Here is an 18,676-nt window from a genome sequence, read left to right as displayed (position 1 = left end):
GACCTAGAATCTTTTCGGCGAGCACAAGCTCACCTCAAACCTAGCTGCAGGAAATCCGTTCCTCGCGGCCGTCGATCAGGCGGAAGAAGGCGTCTTGCGGCTTTTCGAGAACGAACATGGCGCGCGCATCGAGGCCGAGATGTAGCCCGCGCATCACCGCGCCGCTGACGCCGTGGCTCACCACGACGGTGCGGGTCCTCGAAGCCGCAATCATCGCCAGCATCTCTGACGAGCGCTGGTTCAGTTGCAGGTGCGTCTCGCCGCCGGGCGGGCAATAGCCGTGCGGATCGGCGCGCCAGTCAGCGAGCGCCGTCGGATGCGTGACCTCGATCTCCTTCCACGAGAACCCTTCCCACTGGCCGTAGGAGAGTTCGGCAAGGCGCATGTCCTCGCGCCAGTCGGTGGCGGGAATGCCGAGTTCGCGGCCGACAATCTCAGACGTCTCGCGCGTGCGGCCAAGCGGGCTGCGAAGGAAGATCGTCGGGCCGGGCTCGCGTGCCAGCTCGATCTTGAGCGTGCGGCCCATGGCCTCCGCCTGGGCACGGCCTCGGTCCGTGAGGTCGGAGTTCTTGGTGCCCTGCATGCGGCGCTCTGTGTTCCAGGCGGTTTCGCCGTGGCGCAGCATGTAGAGTGGGGCGGTAAGCTTCATCGTTTACGCTTCAGGATCACGATCTTGGCGGCACCATAGCGCCTCTCGTCGATCACCTCGAATCCGGCGGGAGGGTCGAGGTCCTCGTTATGCGCCAGTTCGACGGTGGCGACCGCGTCGGGCGCGATCCAGCCGGCCTCGGCCAGCGCGGCCAATGCCGGTGCGGCCTGGCCGGAGCGATAGGGCGGATCGAGGAAGACGAGATCACAGGGGTCGCGGCCGGGCGGTGGCCGTGCCGCATCGGCACGCACGACTTTGGCCGCTCCCGTCTCGCCGAGCTTGCGAAGATTTTCGCCGATCAGCTTGATCGCCGTCGCGTCGTTGTCGAGGAAGGTGGCGTGGGCCGCGCCGCGTGACAGCGCTTCCAGGCCGAGCGCACCGGAGCCCGCGAAAGCGTCGAGCACGCGCGTGTCGATCAGGGGTGACGTGCCATCGTCGCGCCACTTGGCGTGCATCAGGACATTGAACAGCGCCTCGCGGGCGCGGCTGGCCGTCGGCCGGGTCGCCATCCCTTCCGGCGTGGCGAGCGTGCGCCCGCGATGCTTGCCACCGATGATCTTGAGCATCAGGAGCGTCGGCGCTTGGCCTGGGAGGCAGGACGTGGTTGCGGCTTCGCCCAACCCTGCTTGCGTGCGGGCCGCTTCACGCCCATCAGATTGTCGAGTGCCTGCGCCGGGATCTCGTCGATGTGATTGCGCTCCAGCTCGCCGAGATGGAACGGCCCGAAGGCGACGCGGATCAGGCGGACCACCGGCAGGTCGAGAAAGGCCAGCACGCGCCGGACTTCGCGGTTCTTGCCTTCGGTCAACGCAATATCGAGCCAGGCATTGGAACGCTGCTGGCGATCGAGGCTCGCCTGGATCGCGCCATAGCGCACGCCCTCGATGGTGATGCCATTGGCGAGGGCGGCCAGCCGCGCCTCGTCGACAGCGCCGTGCACACGGGCGCGATAACGCCGGGTCCAGCCATTAGCCGGCAGTTCGAGCTGGCGGGCGAGGCCACCATCGTTGGTGAGGAGCAACAACCCTTCGGACATGTAGTCGAGGCGCCCCACGGTGACGACGCGCGGCATGCCCTTGGGCAGCGAGTCGAAGATGGTGCGCCGGCCTTCGGGATCGCGCGCCGTCACCATCTCGCTGGGGGGCTTGTGGTAGCGCCACAGGCGGGCCCGATCGGCTTGCGGCAATGGCTTGCCGTCGACCTCGATGAGGTTCTGATCGGTCACGACAAAGGCCGGCGTCTCCAGCACCTTGCCATCGACCTTGACGCGGCCGGCTTCGATCCAGCGCTCGGCGTCGCGACGCGAGCAGAGGCCGGCGCGCGCCAGCCGCTTGGCAATTCTCTCGGGTTCGCTCACGTCGGTGCCGCCGCTCCCAGGAAGGCGCGGAAAAGCTTCGCGTCGCCTTCGGAGATCAAAAATTCAGGATGCCATTGCACGCCGATGCAGAAACGATAGGCCGGCGCCTCGATGCCCTCGATGACGCCATCGGGCGCGGTGGCGTTCACGATCACGCCTTTCGGCGCATCCGCAGCGGCCTGGTGATGGGCGCTGTTCACGGCGAGCTCGTCGGCGCCGACGATGTCGTGGAGCTGCGTGCCCTTCGCCACTTTCACGATGTGGCCAGGCTCGTTGCGCGGGTTGGGCTGCTCGTGCGCCAGTGGTTCGGAGATGGTGTCGGGAATATGCTGGATCAGCTTGCCGCCCAGCACGACGTGCAGGAGCTGCTGGCCGCCGCAGATGCCCAGGACCGGCTTGTTCTGGTCGAGCGCGCCCTTGGTCACGGCGAACTCGAAGGCGGTGCGGCGATCCTTGGTGATCACCGTGGCGTGCTTGTTGCCGCCGCCATAGTAGGAGGGGTCGACATCGAAGGCTCCGCCGGTCACGACCAGGGCGTCGATGCGCTCCAGATAGTCGGCGACGCGGTCGGGCTCGTGCGGCAACGCCACGGGCAGGCCGCCGGCCGCATCGATAGCGTCGAGATAATTCTGGCGCAGCGCATACCAGGGAAACTTGGAGTATCCCCCTGGCTTTTCCGCATCCAGGGTGACTCCGATAAGGGGGCGGGGCATGCGGCCCAAGATACGCGTGTGGGCTCGTGAGCGCTATAGTGGCCGGCATGCCCGATGCGTCGAACCTCACGCCCATGGAACGCGCCCTCGCCGCAGCCCGCGCCGCCGGTGCGCGCGGCGAGGTGCCGATCGGCTGCGTGATCGTGGGGCCGGACGGTGCGCTGCTGGCGGAAGAGGGCAATCGCACCGAGGCGCTGAGCGATCCAACGGCGCACGCCGAGATGCTGGCGATCCGCACGGCGGCGGCGCGGCTCGGCTCGGCTCGGCTGGTCGACTGCGATCTCTACGTCACCCTCGAACCCTGCCCGATGTGCGCGCAGGCGATTTCCTTTGCCCGGCTGCGGCGCGTCTACTGGGGGGCGGGTGATCCCAAGGGCGGCGGCGTCGAGCACGGTCCGCGCATCTTCGATCAGCCGACCTGCCATCATCGGCCGGAACTCTATCCCGGCCTCGGCGAGCGCGAGGCGGGCGAGCTACTGCGTGCGTTCTTCAGGGAGCGGCGCTGACCACTCGTCGCACACCTCCGCGTCGGGCTCGGTAACCGTCCGGCGGCGACGCTCGAACTCGGCCGGCGCCAGTTGCGACAGTGCCCAGACGGCCGCGCCGCGCACCAGCGGCGAAGCATCCTTCAACAGCCGCTCGACCGCCGGCAGCGATGTCGCTGGCGTCCGGCTGTTGCCCAGCGCATAGGCGACGTTGCGCAGGAAGCGGTCGCGGCCGATGCGCTTGACCGCCGTGCCGGAGAAGCGCGTGCGGAAGGTTTGGTCATCGAGCGTGGCGAGATCGGCCAGGTGTGGCCCATCGAGCACGGCGCGCGGCACGAAGGCCGTCTCGCGGGCCTCCTGCGCGAACTTGTTCCACGGGCAGACGGCCAGGCAATCATCGCAGCCATAGATGCGGTTGCCGAGTGCGGGCCGCAGCGCACGGTCGATGGCGCCTTCATGCTCGATGGTGAGGTAGGAGATGCAGCGCCTTGCATCGAGCCTGTAGGGCGCAGGGAAGGCATTGGTCGGGCAGACATCGAGGCAGGCGCGGCACTGGCCGCAATGGTCTTTCTCCGGCTCGTCGGCAGGCAGCTCGACCGACAGCAGCAGCTCGCCCAGGAACAGCCACGAGCCGAACTGGCGCGACACCAGATTGGTGTGCTTGCCCTGCCAGCCATGACCGGCTTGCTGCGCGGCGAGTTTTTCCATCAGGGGCGCGGTATCGACGAAGACCTTGAGATCGTGCTGATAGGTATCCCAGATGAAGCGGCCCAGCGCCTTCAATCGGGTCTTCATCACATCGTGATAGTCGCGGCCCTGCGCATAGACCGAGACGGCGGCCCGCTCACTCTCGGCCAGCACGCTGCGGGGATCGCTCGCAGGGCCATAGTTCAACACCACCGAGACGACAGTCTTGGCGTCGGGCCACAGAGTTTCGGGATCAATGCGCTCCTCGGCGCGATCGCTCAACCATCCCATGTCGCCGTGGAAACCCTGGTCGACGAAGGCAGCCAACCGTTCGAGCCGTTGCCGTCGCGCGTCGGGCGCGAGCCTGGCCGGCGCGAAGCCCACGGCATCGAAGCCGAGCGCCAGCGCCTTGTCACGGATGGCGTCGCGTAACGCGCGCGGGCTGGCGCGCTGTGGCGGCCGCGTCGGTGTCGGCGGTCGCCGGGTCATTATCCCCGGCCGCGATAGGGGGCGACGCCGGTGTCGGGCAGCCACAGGCCCTTCGGCGGTGCGCCAGTTTGCCAGAAGACGTCGATCGGCATGCCGCCGCGCGGATACCAGTAGCCGCCGATGCGCAGCCAGCGCGGCGCCAAGGTCTTCACCAGCCGCTTGCCGATGCCCACGGTGCAATCTTCGTGAAAGGCGGCCTCGTTGCGGAAGCTGTTGAGGTAGAGCTTCAGCGATTTGCTCTCGACCAATTTTGCACGCGGCACGAAGTCGATCACCAGATGCGCAAAGTCGGGCTGGCCGGTTACCGGGCAGAGCGAGGTGAATTCCGGCTGCGTGAAGCGCACGAGATAGAGCGTCCCCGGATGCGGGTTCGGCACCGTCTCGAGGATGGCCTCTGCCGGCGAGGCGGGCAGGGCGGCGGGTCGTCCGAGCTGACGGAGCTTTGCGTATTTAGCCATGGCGCCATCATATGCTAAGCGGACGGACATGACTCACAGGGTTGCTATCGTGGGTGCCGGGCCGTCGGGCTTCTATGCCGCAGACGGGCTGTTGCGCGGCCAGCCAGACCTTCACATCGACGTCATCGATCGCCTGCCGACCCCGTTCGGCCTGGTCCGCGCCGGCGTCGCACCCGACCATCAGGGCACCAAGGCGGTGGTCCGCCAGTTCGACAGGTTGTTGGCCCAGCCCGACCTGCGCTTTGCTGGCAATATCGAGGTCGGCCGTGATCTTTCATGGGACGAACTCGTCTCGGCCTACGACGCGGTGATCGTTGCCACCGGCATGGTGGTCGATCGCAAGCTCGGCATCCCCGGCGAGGAGCTGCCCCATGTCTGGGGCTCGTGGCGGTTGGTGGCCTGGCTGAACGGCCATCCCGATTTTCGCGAGGGTCCCGATCTCACGCAGGTGAAGTCCGTCGCCGTGATCGGCAACGGCAATGTCGCGCTCGACGTGGCGCGCGTGCTGGCCAAGAGCGCCGAGGAGATGACGAAGTCCGACATCGTGCCCGAGGCGGGGACCGCCATCACGGCCGCCCCGATCACGGACATCCATGTGATCGGGCGCCGCGGCGCGGAGCATGCCTCCTTCACCAACAACGAGCTGGCCGAGATGGGCCGGCTGGTGCGCGCGGTGTCGGTAGCCGACGCCAGTGTGCTGGAGGCAGTCGCGCCTGCGAGCGATTCGACACCGGAGAAGCTGCGCAAGACCAAGAACATCGACAGCCTGAAGGGCTTTGCCGCTCACAAGGCGGGCGAAAAGCCCGTCACGGTACACTTCACCTTTCATGCGACGCCGAAGGCAATTCGCGCCGGCGAGGTCGAGCTCTCGACCGGTACGGTGAAAGCCGACCTGGTGATCACCTGCATCGGCTACACCGGCCAGCCGTTCCCGAAGGGTGAGGGCATATTTCCCGTGGGTTGGGCGCGGCGTGGGCCAAGTGGCACCATTCCGACAAATCGGGCCGACAGTCACGCGGTAGCGCAGCAAGTGCTGGCCTGGCTGAAGGACCGCGACCCCAAGAGCGGGCCGGACGTACTGCCTATCGCGGTCGATGCCGCGGGTTGGCATCGCATCGACAAGCATGAGATTGCCGCAGGAGCGGCTGTCGGCCGACCTCGCGTCAAGTTGACGGAGTGGCAAGCCCTGCTGGATATCGCGCAGGGCGATTGAGCGGTCTATTCTGCCGTCTTAAGAACAAGGGAGCTTCCATGTTGCGTATTACCCGCCGTTTGGCCGTCGCGGCTGCGGCCGTGGCCGCCATTTTGCCGTTCGCGGCGCCTGCCTCGGCGCAGAGCACCCTCAAGGCCTCGCTGCATTCCGACCTCAAGATCATCGATCCGATCTGGACGACGGCGCTGATCACGCAATATCACGGCTACCTCGTCTACGACACGCTGTTCGCTCTCGACGACAAACTGCAGGTGCAGCCGCAGATGGTCGACACCTGGAAGATGAGCGACGACAAGCTCACCTGGACCTTCACCTTGCGCGACGGCATGACCTGGCACGACGGTGCGCCGGTGACGGCTACCGACTGCGTCGCCTCGCTGAAGCGCTGGGGCGCCAAGGACACGATGGGCCAGAAGCTCATGTCCTACGTGACAGAGCTCTCGGCGCCCGACGACAAGACAATCAAGATGGTGCTGAAGGAGCCGTACGGCCTGGTGCTCAGCACTTTGGGCAAGCCGGGTTCGAACGTGCCCTTCATGATGCCGGCACGCATTGCCGCCACCGATCCCAATACGCAGATCACCGACGCTACCGGCTCCGGCCCCTTCGTCTTCAAGAAGGATGAATGGAAGCCGGGCGAGAAGGTCGTCTACCTCAAGAACACCAAGTACAAGCCGCGCTCCGAACCGGCATCGGGGTTGGCCGGAGGCAAGCTTGCCAAGGTCGACCGCATCGAATGGCTCTGGATCCCCGACGCGCAGACGCAGGTCAGTGCGCTCCTGAACGACGAGGTCGACCTGATCGACATCGTGCCGCCCGACCTTCTGCCGCTTGTACAGAAGGAGAAGGGCATCAAGATCATGGTCATCAACCAGGCGGGCCGTCAGTACTCGATGCGCTTCAACGTGCTGCACAAGCCGTTCGACGATCCCAAGGTGCGCCAGGCCGTCCTCTATGCCCTGAACCAGAAGGATTTCCTCGACGCCAATGTCGGCAACCCGGAGTTCTACAAGGAGTGCAAGTCGCTGTTCCCGTGCGGCTCGCCGCTGGAATCGGCCAAGGGCTGGGAGGACAAGCTCAGTGGCAATGTCGCCAAGGCCAAGCAGCTCCTGCAGGAAGCGGGCTATGACGGCACGCCGATCGTGCTGATGCACCAGACCGACACGCCGGGCCACAACAACCTCGCCACTGTCGCCAAGCCGCAGCTCGAGAAGGCAGGCTTCAAGGTCGATCTGCAGTCGATGGACTGGCAGACCCTGGTCGGCCGCCGCGCCAAGAAGGATCCGATGTCTGCGGGCGGCTGGAGCGCCTACTTCACCTCCTGGGCCGCCGTCGACGTGCTCGATCCGGTGGCGACGTCCTTCCTCAACGCCTCTTGCGAGAAGGCGACCTTCGGCTGGACCTGCGATGCCGAGCTGGAGAAGCTGCGCGACGCCTATGCCAAGGAGACCGATCCGGCCAAGCAGAAGGCGATCGCCGAGCAGGTCCAGCTGCGCGCTGTCGAGTATCCGACGCACGCACCGCTCGGCCAGTTCCAGACTCCGACGGCGCTCGGCCGCAAGGCGACGGGCCTGCTGCCGTCACCGGCGATGGCGCTGTGGAACGTCGAGAAGAAGTGACCTGCTGCGGGCGCGGCACCCCAGTGCCGCGCCCCTCAACTCAATCCAACCTGACGCTCACGCCCTCAAGCCCCTTGGCCGAGGGCGGGAAGCGCTTCATCACTTCGGCATCGTGGCCGGGGATAACCATCTCGGTGTGACCGTCGGCGAGCTTCTTCAGCTTGTCGTAGCCCGCCAGCATGTCGGCGACCGAGAAGACGATCGAGAAGAGCTTGTCGTTGTTGACGCCCCAGAAATAGTGGCTGGCGTCTGAGGCGAGCACGAGCCAGCCATTGCGCGTCATGATGCGTACCGACTGGATGCCCATCGTGTGGCCGCCGATCAGGTGCAGCGAGATGCCGGGCTGCAGCTCCTCGTCGCCGTCGTGGAACACCAGCCGGCCTCCGTAAAGCGCGCGCACCATGCCGACGATGTCCTCGCATTCGTAGGCGTGGCGGAACGGGCTCTTGCACATGTGCCGGCCGGTCGCGAAGTTCATCTCCTTGTCCTGAAGATGAAAGCGCGCCTTGGGGAAGCGGTCCCAGTTGCCGATATGGTCGTAGTGCAGGTGAGTGACGATGACGTCTTCGACTTCGGCCGCGTCGATGCCGAGATCGCCCAGGAGGTCGGCGGGGTTCTTCTTCACCTCGCGGCCGCGCTGCTTGCCGACCGTGGCGTTGAAGCCGGTGTCGATGACGATGGGTTTGCCGCCCAGCGCCCGCTTGCCGCTCTCGTCCAGCGGGATCGCCACCCAGACGAAATAGTCCATCGGGAAGTCGGCATCGTGCGGGTCGGGGTTGATTTGGACTTCCCAAGCCTTGCGCGGCAGGTGGGCATACTTGACCGCATGTACCTCGTAGATGGGCGTCGAACGCATCTTTATTTCCTTCCCGACGGGTTGTTGGGGCGGAGCGTAGCGCGTCGGCCCTTTCCGGCGCTATAGTCGCGCCATGGCCCGCACGGACCTCCTCGTGACGCGAATTAGCAACCCGGTTTGCACTGCAGACCGGGCCGTTGCTGTTCGTCCGTCACCAGAGGAATCACCCGATGTCCGCCTCCGCCTCTTCCGCCGTTCTGGCGCTCAAGCGTAGCAATTCCACCGTTCGTTATTGTTTCGAAGCCGATGTCGAGCCCGGCGTGCTGCCGCGTGCGCTCGAGCTCCTGGCCAAGCGTGGACTCGTGCCGGCGCGCGTCTTTGCGCAAGCCGATGCTGATGCGCTGAATGTCGAGATCGAGGTCGAGGGGCTGGCGCCCGAGACCGCCGAACATGTCGGCCGCTGTCTAGGCGAGATCGTGGGCGTCAGACAGACGTTCTGAGGCCGGGGCGCTGAGTGTTAGGGGCGCACTACGTCGGCAGCGCCCCCCCTCAACGACTCAATCCACCGTGATCTTGTTGTCGCGGATGACCTTGCCCCAGGCCGCGACCTCGTCCTTGGCGAACTTGTCCATCTGCGCGGCATCCCAGTCCTTCAGGACCATGCCGAGCTGGTTGGCGCGTTCGCGCGTGGCATCCATCTTGGCGATCTTGCGCATCGCGGCGTTGAGCTTGTCGATGACCGGCTGCGGCGTGCCGGCCGGCGCGAAGAGCGCGAACCAACCATCGAGGATGAAGCCCGGCAGGCCCGCTTCCGCAGTCGTCGGAATATCCGGGAAGGCCGGCAGGCGCTCCGTGCTGGCGAGCGCCAGCGCCTTCAGGTTGCCGTTGCGGATATGGCCGGAGACTGACGGCGGCGTCACGATGAAGAGCTCGACCTGGCCGGCCACGGTGTCCTGAGTCGCCGGGCCTGAGCCCTTGTAGGGCACATGCATGAGGTCGATGTCGGCCGCCTTGTTCAGCATCACGCCGCCGAGATGCGGCACCGAGCCGGGGCCGACCGAGGCGTAGTTCAGCTTACCTGGGTTGGCCTTGGCGTAGGCGATGAAACTCTTGAGATCGCTGACCGGCACTTTCTTCGGCACCACGATCACATGCGGCCCGATCGCGCCCATGGCGATGCCGACGAAATCCTTGGGATCCCAGTTCAGGTTGCTGATCAGCGCCGGATTGGCGGCGTGGAAACCCGAATACTGCATGAGCAGTGTGTAGCCATCGGGCTTGGCGCGGGCCACCAGGGCGGCGCCAATATTGCCGTTGCCGCCGCCGCGGTTGTCGACCAGTACCTGTTGCCCCATTTCCTGGCTGAGCAGATCGGAATAGAGCCGCGCCACGAGATCGGTGCCGCCGCCAGGCGGGGCGGGAACGACCATGGTGATCGGCTTGTCGGGATAGTTGGTCTGCGACCATGCAGGCATGGCGAGAGTGGTGGCCGCCAGGGCCAGGAGAGGGGCAGCGACCAGACTGCGTCGTTTCATTGACTACTCACGAATTGGGAAAGTTACGCTTCCACACATTGGCCAGCTCGGGTAGCGCATCGGCCCGACGGGCGATGGCGAAGAGCCGGGGCGTCTCGATCTCGAACCAGCCGCGCTTGGGGCGCCAGCGGGTCATGATGTCGACATAGATATCGAGGGCGGAGAAGCGTTCGCCCAGGAACCAGGGGGTGCCGGCCTCGCGTTCGACCTGCCGCCACAGCCGCTGGGCATAGGCGTCAGTAGCGGCGCGGAACGGATCGCGTGCGGCATTGACCGACACGAAGCGCGCCGGATCGTCGGCATAGGTGAAGGTCGGATAGATGTTGGCCACCAGGAAGACCAGCCAGCGCAGGAACTTGGCCCGCTCGGGCGCGCCGGGGCCGGGGACCAGTGCCTCGCTGCCCGTGACGTCGGCCAGCAGGAGCGTGATGGCCGCGCTCTCGCTCATGATGCTGCCGTCGGGCATGACCAGCGTCGGCACCTGGGCGAGAGGATTCACCTTCTCGAGCTTCTCGCCCGCGCCGGGGGTGCGGAAGAGATCCTCGACCGGTTCGTAGCGATACTTCAGCCCGTACAGTTCGAGCTGAGCCTCGACGATCGTCGAGCCCCAGCCGGGACGTCCCCAGAGCGTGTAGGTCATCGCGCTCTCCGTTGGTGTGATGCCGTGCTCAGGGCTTTTGCAGCGGTTGGATCAGGCTCGACGTATCCCAGCGGCCACCGCCGCGCGCCTGTACGCGCTCGTAGAACTGGTCGACCAAGGCGACCAGTGGCATGCCGGCTTTCTGACGCTTGCCCTCGGCCATGGCGATGCCGAGATCCTTGCGCATCCAGTCGACGGCGAAGCCATAGTCGAACTTGCCGTTGACCATGTTCTGCCAGCGATTCTCCATCTGCCAGCTCTGCGCCGCACCCTTGGAGATGGCGCTCATCACCTTCTCCATGTCGAGGCCGGCGCGCTGGCCAAGGTTCAGCGCTTCGGCGAGGCCCTGCACGATGCCGGCGATGCACATCTGGTTCATCATCTTGGTGATCTGGCCCGAACCCGGTGGGCCGATCAGCGTCACGGCCTTGGAAAAGGCATCTGCGACCGGCTTGGCCTTGTCGAAGGGGCCCTGTTCGCCGCCGCACATCACGGTGAGCTGGCCGTTCTCCGCGCCCGCCTGCCCGCCCGAGACCGGCGCATCGATGAACTCGATGCCGAGCTTCTTGCCTTCGGCGTGGAGTTCACGAGCGATATCGGCAGAGGCCGTGGTGTTGTCGAAGAAGATCGCGCCCTTGGCCATCCCGGCAAAAGCGCCGTCGGGACCGAGCACGACCGAGCGCAGGTCGTCGTCGTTGCCGACGCAGCAGAAGACGATCTCCTGGCCGGCCGCGGCTTCCTTGGGCGTCCTGGCGGCGTTGCCCTTGTGCTTCTGCGTCCAGGCTTCCGCCTTGGCGAAGGTACGGTTGTAGACAGTGACCTCGTGGCCCTTGGCGGCGAGATGACCCGCCATCGGAAAGCCCATCACGCCCAGACCCAGAAATGCCACCTTGGCCATAGTTCACTCCCGCGCAGTCGATTGCGGGCGGATCATAGAGCCAAATCGAGCCTAAGCCAGCAGGACGAGGATGGTCGCGAAACCGACCAGTAGCGGAGGCAGGGCGAGCGGCCAGGCGCGTCGGTAGAGCACCGATTCGGCGACCGGCAACGCCAGGATCGCCGCGCCCATCGAAACGCGGATCGGCGAGAGCATGGTGAGGTTGGTGCAGACGCTGTTTTGCACCGCAGCGATCCACGCCGGGTCGATCGAGATGGCGCGCGCCAGCGCGGTCACCATCGGCATCAGCATGGCGTTGGCAGCCGAACCACCCCCCGTGAGGAAACCGCCGACCGCGGCGAACATTGGCACACTCATCGCCGAGCCTCGGCCCGCGACGTCGCGCAACGCATCGGCGATCGTATCGGCCATGCCGGAACCGACGTAGAACTGCGCCATCACCACGAACAGCAAGGTGACGGCGCAGGAGCGCCAGGCGCCGCGGCCGGTTTCTGCCAAGACGCGACCGAGCGACGCCCGCGCGAGCCACACGGTGACGACGCCGATCAGGACCAGCCAGAAGCCCGGCGCATAGAGCGGCGCGAAGGCTGGCTGGCCCTCGAAGGGCCGCATCGCCCACAACGGCTTCAGGAGATCGCGCAACGGCGGCACCAGTCGCGTAGCGCAAAGCGCTATCGTCAGCGCGACATAGGGCGCGTTGGCGTGCAACGCCGACTTGAGCCGCGCCGCGTCCGGCCGCTCGTCGCGCCAGAACCGCACGGCCAGCAGGAACGCCGTGGGGGCGGCGCCGGCGATCTCGACATCGGTGTACCGGTTGGCGAGCCAGATCAGACCGAGCAGCAACGCCGTCCACACCGCGTCGTCGATCTTCTGCGCGATCGAGGTGGCAAAGCCCGCCTCGCGCGCAAATCGCCAGTAGAGGCCGAGATAGAGGACATGGATCGGGATCTGCAGCAGTGCCGAGGAGAGGCCCAGTTCGTTGGGCGTGAGGCCGGCCAAAGTTGCGCCGACCGTCGTTCCGGTGGCCAGCGCGCCCCAGGGCACCAGCGACTGGCTGTAGAGGCCGAGCAGCAGCGCCGACATGCCGTTGAGCCCGAGGCGACGGAGTGCGGCGAGGGCGATGATGTAGCCGACACCGAAGCCTGTCACCGATTCGGCGAACGGCGCCAGCAGGAAGCAGACCGACCACAGCCGTCGCGGATTGGCCTCCAGCGCGCCACCATTGGCCACCGCGCCGCGTGCCTGCTGGCAGCGATGGAAGAACATGCCGGCGGCGATGATGGCGATGACGTGCCAGGCGAGCCAGGAGCCGGCGGCCGTCTCGTGTACGAAAAGGCCGGCCAGAGCTTCCCCACCGCGCGCGCCGGTGACGATCACCGCCGAGGCTGCCAGCGTGGCCGAAAGCCCCACCAGGCCTGCGACAAGGGCACTCGCACGGCCAGAGGCCAGCAGGCCCAGCACCAGGAGCAGCGGAAGGAGGGCCAGGATCGTCGTCATGCGGCGCTTTTAGGGCCTTTCGGGCGTTTCCATGCTTCGGGGGCTGCCGAACCGAGCCCGCCAAAAACGCCACCTTGCGCCTTCGTGCCCTTTCCCTTAGAACCCGCCGCCATGCCCCGATAGCTCAGCTGGTAGAGCACGTCATTCGTAATGATGGGGTCGGCGGTTCGATTCCGTCTCGGGGCACCAAAGCTTTTCCACATCGTTGCAGATCAAGCACTTAGACCCACGTCTCTGTTGCGCCTGAGGGGAATTCTGGAAAAGCGCGACAGTTCCGTCGCGTTTTGTCCGCCTTCTTCGTGTGGACTTCTGTCCAATGGTCCAGGCCGACCTCATCAGGCTGCACCGGTATGTCGCGGCGTTCCGCTCCCGGCAGCTTCGTCCCCTGACTCAGCGCGCGGGAAGAGGCATTCTTCGTCTCCGTGAAGTTGAGCAAGCCCTCGCTCTTCGCATGCCCCTCGAAGCCTTGGTGGCTGCTCGAGTGGCCTCGGCATCGTTGGCCGTCTTCAAACTCCTCCACGGATACGCCAATGCCCTTGCCGGCAGTGTCGCAATGAAACACGGTGGATGGCGAGGGTTCGTACCGTTGCTCGTGCACACACTTTGGTTTGGGCTGAAGAGGTTCAGGGTTGATAAAGCCGATCGCGAATCGCACCCACGATTATCTATCCAAGGGCCCTGCCTGGTTGGCGCAAGCGTACATCAACCTAGTTTCGTTTGTGAGCCGCAACCTATTACCGCGCTCACTGAGTACTCGCGTCCACAATTCAGTGTGCGGCTACATCTATGGACGCCAATGGCAGCCAATGCGCTTTGCGGCGCGCAGGGTGCGGATGGGGAAGGGAACAGACGTGTCGTTTGTTCCCGAACTCAGCGGCTTCGAAGCCGAGGCGCTGTTTTGCAGGCAGTTCCACTACGAGCCGGCGTTGGTAGGATGGCTCGAAGACAATGTTGTTGCGAAGTACGACTTGATCATCGAGATCGGCGCCAATGTCGGCATCTACACGGTCTTTCTCGATGCCCTGTACCGGTCCGCATCGTTGTCGAGAGATGTGACGCCCCGCATCGTTTCGTTCGAGCCTTCTGAGAAGGCGTATCGCCGTCTGATCGCCAACCTTGCGGCCAATGGGACATCCTTTGTCAGCACCTACCAAGCAGCGATCGGTCGATCCTCTGGGGCGCAGACCTTTTTCGAGCCCACCGGCCATTTGACGAATGGCTCATTCATGCGGCCATTTTCCGAGCTCTTTTCCGATGAGATCACAGAAAGTACCGTCGTAACGCTCGCTGCTTCGGAACTGGACTATTGGCTGGGGAGAGCAGGCGGTCGATCACTCATCAAGATCGACGTCGAGGGATTCGAACCTCATCTGCTCGAAGCACTCAGGCCGTTGATCGAAAAGTATCATCCAGACATCGTGATCGAAGTTCTACCGTTCACAGCCCAGGCTCTGAACGAGTGCGATGCCCTCTCCGGGTACGATCGGTATCTGATTTCGATGGAGGGACTCAGTCGTAAGGCTTCATTCGAAGGGGATAAGGACCACTATGACTGGTTGTTGTGCTGGTCGGGGCAGCCGTGAACAGTCGGTTTCACTGCCGCAAGGGCGCGTGACGTTGAACCGGCCGAGCCGCTGAAGACGCTGTGAGACAACTCCCGCGAAAGAAGTAGCCGAGTGGCACCACTACTTTTCCTCGCGCGAGAACGCACCCGCCAATCGGGGAAACGCTTCGGCGTGCCGCTAGTGGCCTATGCCGGTGCTCACACGTTGGGTATCGGCCTGGGGGGAAGTGGAGGAGGCTGCGGCTTGGGTGGCGTGGGCGGCGCGGGTGGCGTGGGCGCCGACCCTCCGCCGCGAAGCATAGGCGTGATCCCGCGCTTGATGTCGGTCAGCGCATCCCGAATGACGTCCCCGAGTTCCTTGGCGTCGATCCTTTCCTCAAAAACGAGAGTGCCGAACGATGCCGGAAATTTGGTCAGTCCTTTTACGCCGAACCGAAGGATCGTCATGTAGGAGTAGATCAGGAGATGCAGCGTCGGCCCACGTGGATCGACCCGGCCATCCGCTACCGAAGCGAATTCGACCTGAAATTCACGAATGGCTGCGATCGTGAGGGGGCCACAAATGCCATCGACCGCGAGCAGCGACTTGTTCTGCATGCCGCGCATGACATTGAGCAGGATCTGCACCAGCCCGACGTCGGACCGTTGGTTGACGCCTCCCCCGCCCACAGAACCGGAGAGAACCGACTCACCTGTTGCCATCTAAGCCTCCTGCGCAAATCGGGGCTACGGTGAAGGTACGGGTAGAACCTGCAGTGCCTTCTTCGCCACTTCCCTGGCGACGGATTCGGCGCCCAGCTCACCGATCTGTTCGCCGACCGCCTCGCCGCCGGCATGTTCGGCGATGCGTTTCAGCAACTCCACGCGGATCTTCTTGGTACCTACTTCCTCTACGGCATCGACGACGCCTCGCTCGACGGCCTGGCCGGCAGCGCGTGACATGAGAGCTGCGCCACCTTCGATGAGGGCTACGATAGCAAGGGCGATGACCGCCTTGGTGATGAAGGGGCCTGGATCTATCTCGAACCTCAAGCGGAATTTGTAGAGAATTAAGCCGTTCGGTTGCAGGCGCTGCTCGAGGAAGACCTCGCAGTTTCCCGCGCCGCAAGAGACGTCAACGCACTTGAGACTGAGCGGCAAGATATCTGGTTGCTGACCCGGCTGGTAGAAACCTTTGGCAAAGAAGCGGTCCAAGGTCGTATCGATACGATCGAGCTTTTCCTTGCCGTCTCGCTGACCGCCGGCGTTGTCCGGCTTGATCTCATAGAACTGCTTCTTGTTGTTCCTCGTCGTCATGATGTCGGGGATGCCCTTGCCGGGCTTGTCGAATGTCGCGCGGTTCACCTTGCCGGGGTGGTTGCCGTTCAAATAGTCGAAGTACGACCCGGGAAGCCTCTGCCCTTTGAGCCCACTTGGATCGATCCAGTGAATGGGGCCGCCGACCGGAAAGACTGACAGGGTGTCGCCCACGTTCACGATGTAGTTGAAGCTTATTTGCAAGCCCGACCAGTAGGAGACGGCAGATACCACCGACGATGGAAGCTTCAGTGCGCCTTCACCAGGTGTGAAAAGGAAATCCTTGCCCGCGGCCGCAAGCTTACCGCCGAAAAAGTCCGGGTTGCGGAGGAAATCCACGACTTTCTTGAGCGTATCGGTCACGACGCACCTGCCTCTGCAAGGAGTGCTCGTCCTGGATGTATCCAAATGTACTAGTTCGACGGCGTCAACGAAAAGCTCAGACAGTGTCCGCGGCCGCTGGTGTCACAGGAACGCCACGGACGCGTTCACTGTTGGAGCGACCTGGCCGACTAGATGGGGCTTGCCATCTGCACTTCACGCCCACGCGCCAACTGTTTCATCCAGGTGGCCAGGTCGGGGCGATGCTCCACCTGGTAGCCATAGTGTTTCCGGAGCGCATCGACGAGGCGGCCTTTGCGGCCGAGAAGCTCGTCGGCATAACCGATCATCACTGAATTGGGCCAGGCCTGCGGGCGGATCTTGCGCAGCCTCTCGAACAGAGTCGCTTCCGGCTCGTCGGGATAGAGCTGGGCGAGGAGCGACAGCATGCCGGCCGTGGAGCGCGATACGCCCATATGGCAATGCACCAGCAGGTGGCCGTCCTGACGGTTGGTGCGCGAGGTCGCCAGCTCTTCACCGAACTGCAGGATCGCCTCGACGTGCGTTGCCGTCGGCATCATCCTCCCGGGCTCCGGGTCGATGATGTCGTGGAAGCGAAGAAGCGTGCGATGGTGCGGCGCATAGGCGGAGAAAGCATCGACGTCGGCGCGATCGGGATCGAGCATCGACAGCACATGCGAGACTGGCGCGCTGTGAGCAGCGGACAATTCATCGATGCCACAGATCGTGAGAACTGAAATCGAGATGGGCTTCATTGCGATCCTCGTGCCTTTTCGGCCCGGCAGATAGCACATTGTCCGTCGGCCCGAGGAGGAATGAAGCGCGTTGCGCTGGCTCAGGCTTCACTTGTTGGTGCGCGCCGGAAACCTACGAGTGCGGCGTGATCGTGCACACGAGCGAGCCGACACGGGGGCCGTAAGGTCGCTGACTCGTCAGCGCGTGCGGCGGTGATGCTTCCCTTTGCCGCCGTCACTACGTCCGTTCCAACCGACCGACTGAGTGATGTCGCGCAAGGTTCCCCATTGCACCAGAACCGGGGGCGCATAAGGCTTCTTCAGGATCGGCTCATCGACGGACGAGGCGTCCTGTTTTCCATTGTCATTCATGTGGTTCCCACATCCCACAGAGTTCCCAAACTGCTCGGCCGGACTTCCACCCAGCTAGGCAGCCTCGCCATATTCATGGCGAGCGGTGCAGTCAATGTTCTCAATGCAATGCGTGTGAAATGTGGACGCCCGTGCAATTTATGCCGCCAGTGCCGATTCGCTTGCGGGATCACCGGCAATCCGGCTGTGCCACATGATGCGCCGCTGGGTCATGTCCCACGGCGTCGCCTGGTGCAGCAGGCAGCGATTGTCCCACACCACAGCATCACCAGCCGCCCAGTCATGATGGTAGATACGCGGGGGCCGGCAGGCGAAATCAACCAGCTCCTCGAGGAAGCTTTGGGATTCCTCACGGTCCATGCCGGGAATGTCGTGTGCATGACGGCCAATCAACAGCGACTTGCGACCGGTCTCAGGGTGCGTCTTCACCAGAGGTCGGAGGGGGATCGGTCCGTTGTGCAAGCCATAGCCGCTGTATTCGCCATCCGACTTGCGGGTCTCATGGCCGAGCTTCGACTGGCTGTAGTGCAGTGAATGATAAGCTTGCAGCGTTTCGACCCGCGCCCTGCGTGCATCGTCCAGCGCATCATAGGCGGCGCGCATGTCCGCCCAGCCGGTCTGGCCACCGACTGTCGGCACTTCCTCGGCGCTGAACACGGCGCCCTTGGCCTGAACGGGCATGTAGGTGCTGTCGGCATGCCAGCCCATGTTGCCCTTCAGGATCTTCATCACGTCGTCGTTGTCTTTTTCGATCCGGAGCGTGCCGTCCGACTTCACGTTGCTGATTGCAGCCATCTCGAATTCCAGCGGACCGAAATGCTTGGCGAAAGCGATCTGCTGATCGCGTTTCAGGAACTGGCCGGGAAAAACCAGCAGCGCATACTTCAGCCAGGTGGCATGAAGCTCGCGCCAGGTCGCTTCATCGATCTCGGCGAGCTTGATGCCGGTGACGACGGCGCCGAAGGTGGCGTCGAGAGGCTTGATCTCGAGACGGGTGGCCATGGCGGGAACCTCGTGATCGTTCGCTCCCGCATCTTACTCAAAAAAGAACGGCCGGGCATTGCCCGGCCGTTCCCTCGATTTCGCAGTTCGGGATCTTACTGGACGACGATCTCGACGCGGCGGTTCTGCGGCTCGCGGACGTTGTCGCCGGTCTGAACCAGCAGGCCCTGCTCGCCACGACCGATCACCGCGATGGCCGTCGCCGGGACACCTTCACGCACCAGAGCGTCCTTCACAGCGTTCGCACGGCGCAGCGACAGCGCCATGTTGTACTGCTCCGAGCCCGACGTATCGGTGTGGCCCGTCGCCGTGATCCGCGCGTTGCCCTTG

General features: G+C 64.5%; 22 protein-coding genes and 1 tRNA gene. 6 read left to right on the top strand and 17 right to left on the bottom strand.

Translation table 11 applies throughout. From position 1 onward, the window contains the following. Positions 1-40: 40 nt before the first annotated feature. Genes EPO50_RS13320 through EPO50_RS13305 form a run of 4 tightly spaced genes read right to left on the bottom strand, consistent with a single transcriptional unit; the run spans position 41 to position 2,719 of the window. Complete coding sequence (locus tag EPO50_RS13320; protein ID WP_296344753.1) at positions 41-649, bottom strand: histidine phosphatase family protein; 609 nt, start codon at positions 647-649, stop codon at positions 41-43. Then, complete coding sequence (gene rsmD / locus EPO50_RS13315) at positions 646-1,215, bottom strand: 16S rRNA (guanine(966)-N(2))-methyltransferase RsmD (RefSeq protein WP_296344751.1); 570 nt, start codon at positions 1,213-1,215, stop codon at positions 646-648. The genes EPO50_RS13320 and rsmD overlap by 4 nt, the downstream gene beginning before the upstream one ends. Further along, positions 1,215-2,006 (bottom strand): pseudouridine synthase, encoded by a 792-nt coding sequence (locus EPO50_RS13310; protein ID WP_296344749.1) that lies wholly within the window; start codon positions 2,004-2,006, stop codon positions 1,215-1,217. The genes rsmD and EPO50_RS13310 overlap by 1 nt, the downstream gene beginning before the upstream one ends. Further along, on the bottom strand, positions 2,003-2,719 hold the full coding sequence (locus EPO50_RS13305; protein ID WP_296344747.1) for a gamma-glutamyl-gamma-aminobutyrate hydrolase family protein: 717 nt from the start codon (positions 2,717-2,719) through the stop codon (positions 2,003-2,005). The genes EPO50_RS13310 and EPO50_RS13305 overlap by 4 nt, the downstream gene beginning before the upstream one ends. A 47-nt stretch (positions 2,720-2,766) precedes the next feature. Here EPO50_RS13305 and EPO50_RS13300 point away from each other — a divergent pair, with 47 nt between their 5' ends. Then, entirely contained in the window at positions 2,767-3,225 is a 459-nt protein-coding gene (locus EPO50_RS13300; RefSeq protein ID WP_296344745.1) for a nucleoside deaminase, read from the top strand. Here EPO50_RS13300 and queG read toward each other — a convergent pair. Together queG and queF are read right to left on the bottom strand one after the other, a co-directional pair. Then, entirely contained in the window at positions 3,193-4,380 is a 1,188-nt protein-coding gene (gene queG / locus EPO50_RS13295; RefSeq protein ID WP_296344743.1) for a tRNA epoxyqueuosine(34) reductase QueG, read from the bottom strand. The genes EPO50_RS13300 and queG overlap by 33 nt on opposite strands. Further along, the gene (gene queF / locus EPO50_RS13290) at positions 4,380-4,868 is read right to left on the bottom strand and encodes a preQ(1) synthase (RefSeq protein WP_296344741.1); all 489 of its coding nucleotides are present in this window, start codon (positions 4,866-4,868) and stop codon (positions 4,380-4,382) included. Before queF ends, queG begins: the two co-directional genes overlap by 1 nt. Here queF and EPO50_RS13285 point away from each other — a divergent pair. Both EPO50_RS13285 and EPO50_RS13280 read left to right on the top strand, forming a co-directional pair. Continuing rightward, positions 4,867-6,051, top strand: coding sequence for an FAD-dependent oxidoreductase (locus tag EPO50_RS13285; protein ID WP_296344739.1), 1,185 nt, complete (start codon positions 4,867-4,869; stop codon positions 6,049-6,051). The genes queF and EPO50_RS13285 overlap by 2 nt on opposite strands. Positions 6,052-6,089: 38 nt before the next feature. Then, the gene (locus EPO50_RS13280; protein ID WP_296344736.1) at positions 6,090-7,670 is read left to right on the top strand and encodes an ABC transporter substrate-binding protein; all 1,581 of its coding nucleotides are present in this window, start codon (positions 6,090-6,092) and stop codon (positions 7,668-7,670) included. Between the two features lie 40 nt (positions 7,671-7,710). Here the strand turns inward: EPO50_RS13280 and EPO50_RS13275 are convergent, their stop codons facing one another. After that, positions 7,711-8,526, bottom strand: a complete 816-nt coding sequence (locus EPO50_RS13275; protein ID WP_296344734.1) for an N-acyl homoserine lactonase family protein — start codon at positions 8,524-8,526, stop codon at positions 7,711-7,713. 170 nt (positions 8,527-8,696) lie between these two features. Between EPO50_RS13275 and EPO50_RS13270 the strand changes: the two genes are divergently transcribed. Next, positions 8,697-8,966 carry a hypothetical protein gene (locus tag EPO50_RS13270; protein ID WP_296344732.1) on the top strand — a complete coding sequence of 90 codons (270 nt, stop codon included), beginning with the start codon at positions 8,697-8,699 and terminating at the stop codon, positions 8,964-8,966. 57 nt (positions 8,967-9,023) lie between these two features. On the opposite strand, the gene EPO50_RS13265 is transcribed toward EPO50_RS13270, so the two are convergent. From EPO50_RS13265 to EPO50_RS13250, 4 genes are read right to left on the bottom strand one after another with little or no spacing between them, the layout of a single operon-like run. Further along, the gene (locus tag EPO50_RS13265) at positions 9,024-10,001 is read right to left on the bottom strand and encodes a tripartite tricarboxylate transporter substrate binding protein (RefSeq protein WP_296344730.1); all 978 of its coding nucleotides are present in this window, start codon (positions 9,999-10,001) and stop codon (positions 9,024-9,026) included. Between the two features lie 7 nt (positions 10,002-10,008). Next, entirely contained in the window at positions 10,009-10,641 is a 633-nt protein-coding gene (locus tag EPO50_RS13260) for a glutathione S-transferase family protein (protein ID WP_296344728.1), read from the bottom strand. Positions 10,642-10,669: 28 nt separating this feature from the next. After that, positions 10,670-11,539, bottom strand: coding sequence for an NAD(P)-dependent oxidoreductase (locus EPO50_RS13255; RefSeq protein ID WP_296344726.1), 870 nt, complete (start codon positions 11,537-11,539; stop codon positions 10,670-10,672). Positions 11,540-11,590: 51 nt separating this feature from the next. Beyond that, the gene (locus tag EPO50_RS13250) at positions 11,591-13,036 is read right to left on the bottom strand and encodes an L-lactate permease (RefSeq protein WP_296344724.1); all 1,446 of its coding nucleotides are present in this window, start codon (positions 13,034-13,036) and stop codon (positions 11,591-11,593) included. A gap of 113 nt (positions 13,037-13,149) precedes the next feature. Between EPO50_RS13250 and EPO50_RS13245 the strand changes: the two genes are divergently transcribed. Both EPO50_RS13245 and EPO50_RS13240 read left to right on the top strand, forming a co-directional pair. Then, positions 13,150-13,225: transfer RNA gene (locus EPO50_RS13245), tRNA-Thr, on the top strand. A 617-nt stretch (positions 13,226-13,842) separates the two neighbouring features. Continuing rightward, a complete protein-coding gene (locus EPO50_RS13240; protein WP_296344722.1) occupies positions 13,843-14,619 on the top strand; it encodes an FkbM family methyltransferase in 777 nt (258 codons plus the stop codon). Positions 14,620-14,798: 179 nt separating this feature from the next. Here the strand turns inward: EPO50_RS13240 and EPO50_RS13235 are convergent, their stop codons facing one another. The 6 genes from EPO50_RS13235 to EPO50_RS13210 form a co-directional block, all read right to left on the bottom strand. Next, positions 14,799-15,302, bottom strand: a complete 504-nt coding sequence (locus EPO50_RS13235) for a peptidoglycan-binding protein (RefSeq protein ID WP_296344721.1) — start codon at positions 15,300-15,302, stop codon at positions 14,799-14,801. Positions 15,303-15,326: 24 nt separating this feature from the next. Beyond that, positions 15,327-16,259, bottom strand: coding sequence for a hypothetical protein (locus EPO50_RS13230; RefSeq protein WP_296344720.1), 933 nt, complete (start codon positions 16,257-16,259; stop codon positions 15,327-15,329). Positions 16,260-16,408: 149 nt separating this feature from the next. Then, positions 16,409-16,993 carry a protein-tyrosine-phosphatase gene (locus EPO50_RS13225; RefSeq protein WP_296344718.1) on the bottom strand — a complete coding sequence of 195 codons (585 nt, stop codon included), beginning with the start codon at positions 16,991-16,993 and terminating at the stop codon, positions 16,409-16,411. A 177-nt stretch (positions 16,994-17,170) separates the two neighbouring features. Next, on the bottom strand, positions 17,171-17,344 hold the full coding sequence (locus EPO50_RS13220) for a lasso RiPP family leader peptide-containing protein (RefSeq protein ID WP_296344716.1): 174 nt from the start codon (positions 17,342-17,344) through the stop codon (positions 17,171-17,173). Between the two features lie 138 nt (positions 17,345-17,482). After that, positions 17,483-18,346: a TauD/TfdA family dioxygenase gene (locus EPO50_RS13215; RefSeq protein ID WP_296344713.1), complete on the bottom strand. Its 864-nt coding sequence runs from the start codon at positions 18,344-18,346 to the stop codon at positions 17,483-17,485. A 95-nt stretch (positions 18,347-18,441) separates the two neighbouring features. Then, the coding region (locus tag EPO50_RS13210; RefSeq protein ID WP_296344711.1) for an OmpA family protein at positions 18,442-18,676 on the bottom strand (235 nt) is incomplete at its 5' end.

The sequence above is a fragment of the Reyranella sp. genome, assembly GCF_004297405.1.
Lineage (GTDB): Bacteria > Pseudomonadota > Alphaproteobacteria > Reyranellales > Reyranellaceae > Reyranella.
The sequence above is the reverse complement of the archived record's forward strand: the minus strand, read 5'-3'. Positions and strand labels throughout refer to the sequence as shown.

Coding starts and splice junctions, on each gene's coding strand:
- EPO50_RS13320 (WP_296344753.1), bottom strand. CDS start 649: ATGAAGCTTACCGCCCCACTCTACATGCTGCGCCACGGCGAAACCGCC.
- rsmD (WP_296344751.1), bottom strand. CDS start 1,215: ATGCTCAAGATCATCGGTGGCAAGCATCGCGGGCGCACGCTCGCCACG.
- EPO50_RS13305 (WP_296344747.1), bottom strand. CDS start 2,719: ATGCCCCGCCCCCTTATCGGAGTCACCCTGGATGCGGAAAAGCCAGGG.
- EPO50_RS13300 (WP_296344745.1), top strand. CDS start 2,767: ATGCCCGATGCGTCGAACCTCACGCCCATGGAACGCGCCCTCGCCGCA.
- queG (WP_296344743.1), bottom strand. CDS start 4,380: ATGACCCGGCGACCGCCGACACCGACGCGGCCGCCACAGCGCGCCAGC.
- EPO50_RS13285 (WP_296344739.1), top strand. CDS start 4,867: ATGACTCACAGGGTTGCTATCGTGGGTGCCGGGCCGTCGGGCTTCTAT.
- queF (WP_296344741.1), bottom strand. CDS start 4,868: ATGTCCGTCCGCTTAGCATATGATGGCGCCATGGCTAAATACGCAAAG.
- EPO50_RS13280 (WP_296344736.1), top strand. CDS start 6,090: ATGTTGCGTATTACCCGCCGTTTGGCCGTCGCGGCTGCGGCCGTGGCC.
- EPO50_RS13275 (WP_296344734.1), bottom strand. CDS start 8,526: ATGCGTTCGACGCCCATCTACGAGGTACATGCGGTCAAGTATGCCCAC.
- EPO50_RS13270 (WP_296344732.1), top strand. CDS start 8,697: ATGTCCGCCTCCGCCTCTTCCGCCGTTCTGGCGCTCAAGCGTAGCAAT.
- EPO50_RS13265 (WP_296344730.1), bottom strand. CDS start 10,001: ATGAAACGACGCAGTCTGGTCGCTGCCCCTCTCCTGGCCCTGGCGGCC.
- EPO50_RS13260 (WP_296344728.1), bottom strand. CDS start 10,641: ATGACCTACACGCTCTGGGGACGTCCCGGCTGGGGCTCGACGATCGTC.
- EPO50_RS13255 (WP_296344726.1), bottom strand. CDS start 11,539: ATGGCCAAGGTGGCATTTCTGGGTCTGGGCGTGATGGGCTTTCCGATG.
- EPO50_RS13250 (WP_296344724.1), bottom strand. CDS start 13,036: ATGACGACGATCCTGGCCCTCCTTCCGCTGCTCCTGGTGCTGGGCCTG.
- EPO50_RS13240 (WP_296344722.1), top strand. CDS start 13,843: ATGCGCTTTGCGGCGCGCAGGGTGCGGATGGGGAAGGGAACAGACGTG.
- EPO50_RS13235 (WP_296344721.1), bottom strand. CDS start 15,302: ATGGCAACAGGTGAGTCGGTTCTCTCCGGTTCTGTGGGCGGGGGAGGC.
- EPO50_RS13225 (WP_296344718.1), bottom strand. CDS start 16,993: ATGAAGCCCATCTCGATTTCAGTTCTCACGATCTGTGGCATCGATGAA.
- EPO50_RS13220 (WP_296344716.1), bottom strand. CDS start 17,344: ATGAATGACAATGGAAAACAGGACGCCTCGTCCGTCGATGAGCCGATC.
- EPO50_RS13215 (WP_296344713.1), bottom strand. CDS start 18,346: ATGGCCACCCGTCTCGAGATCAAGCCTCTCGACGCCACCTTCGGCGCC.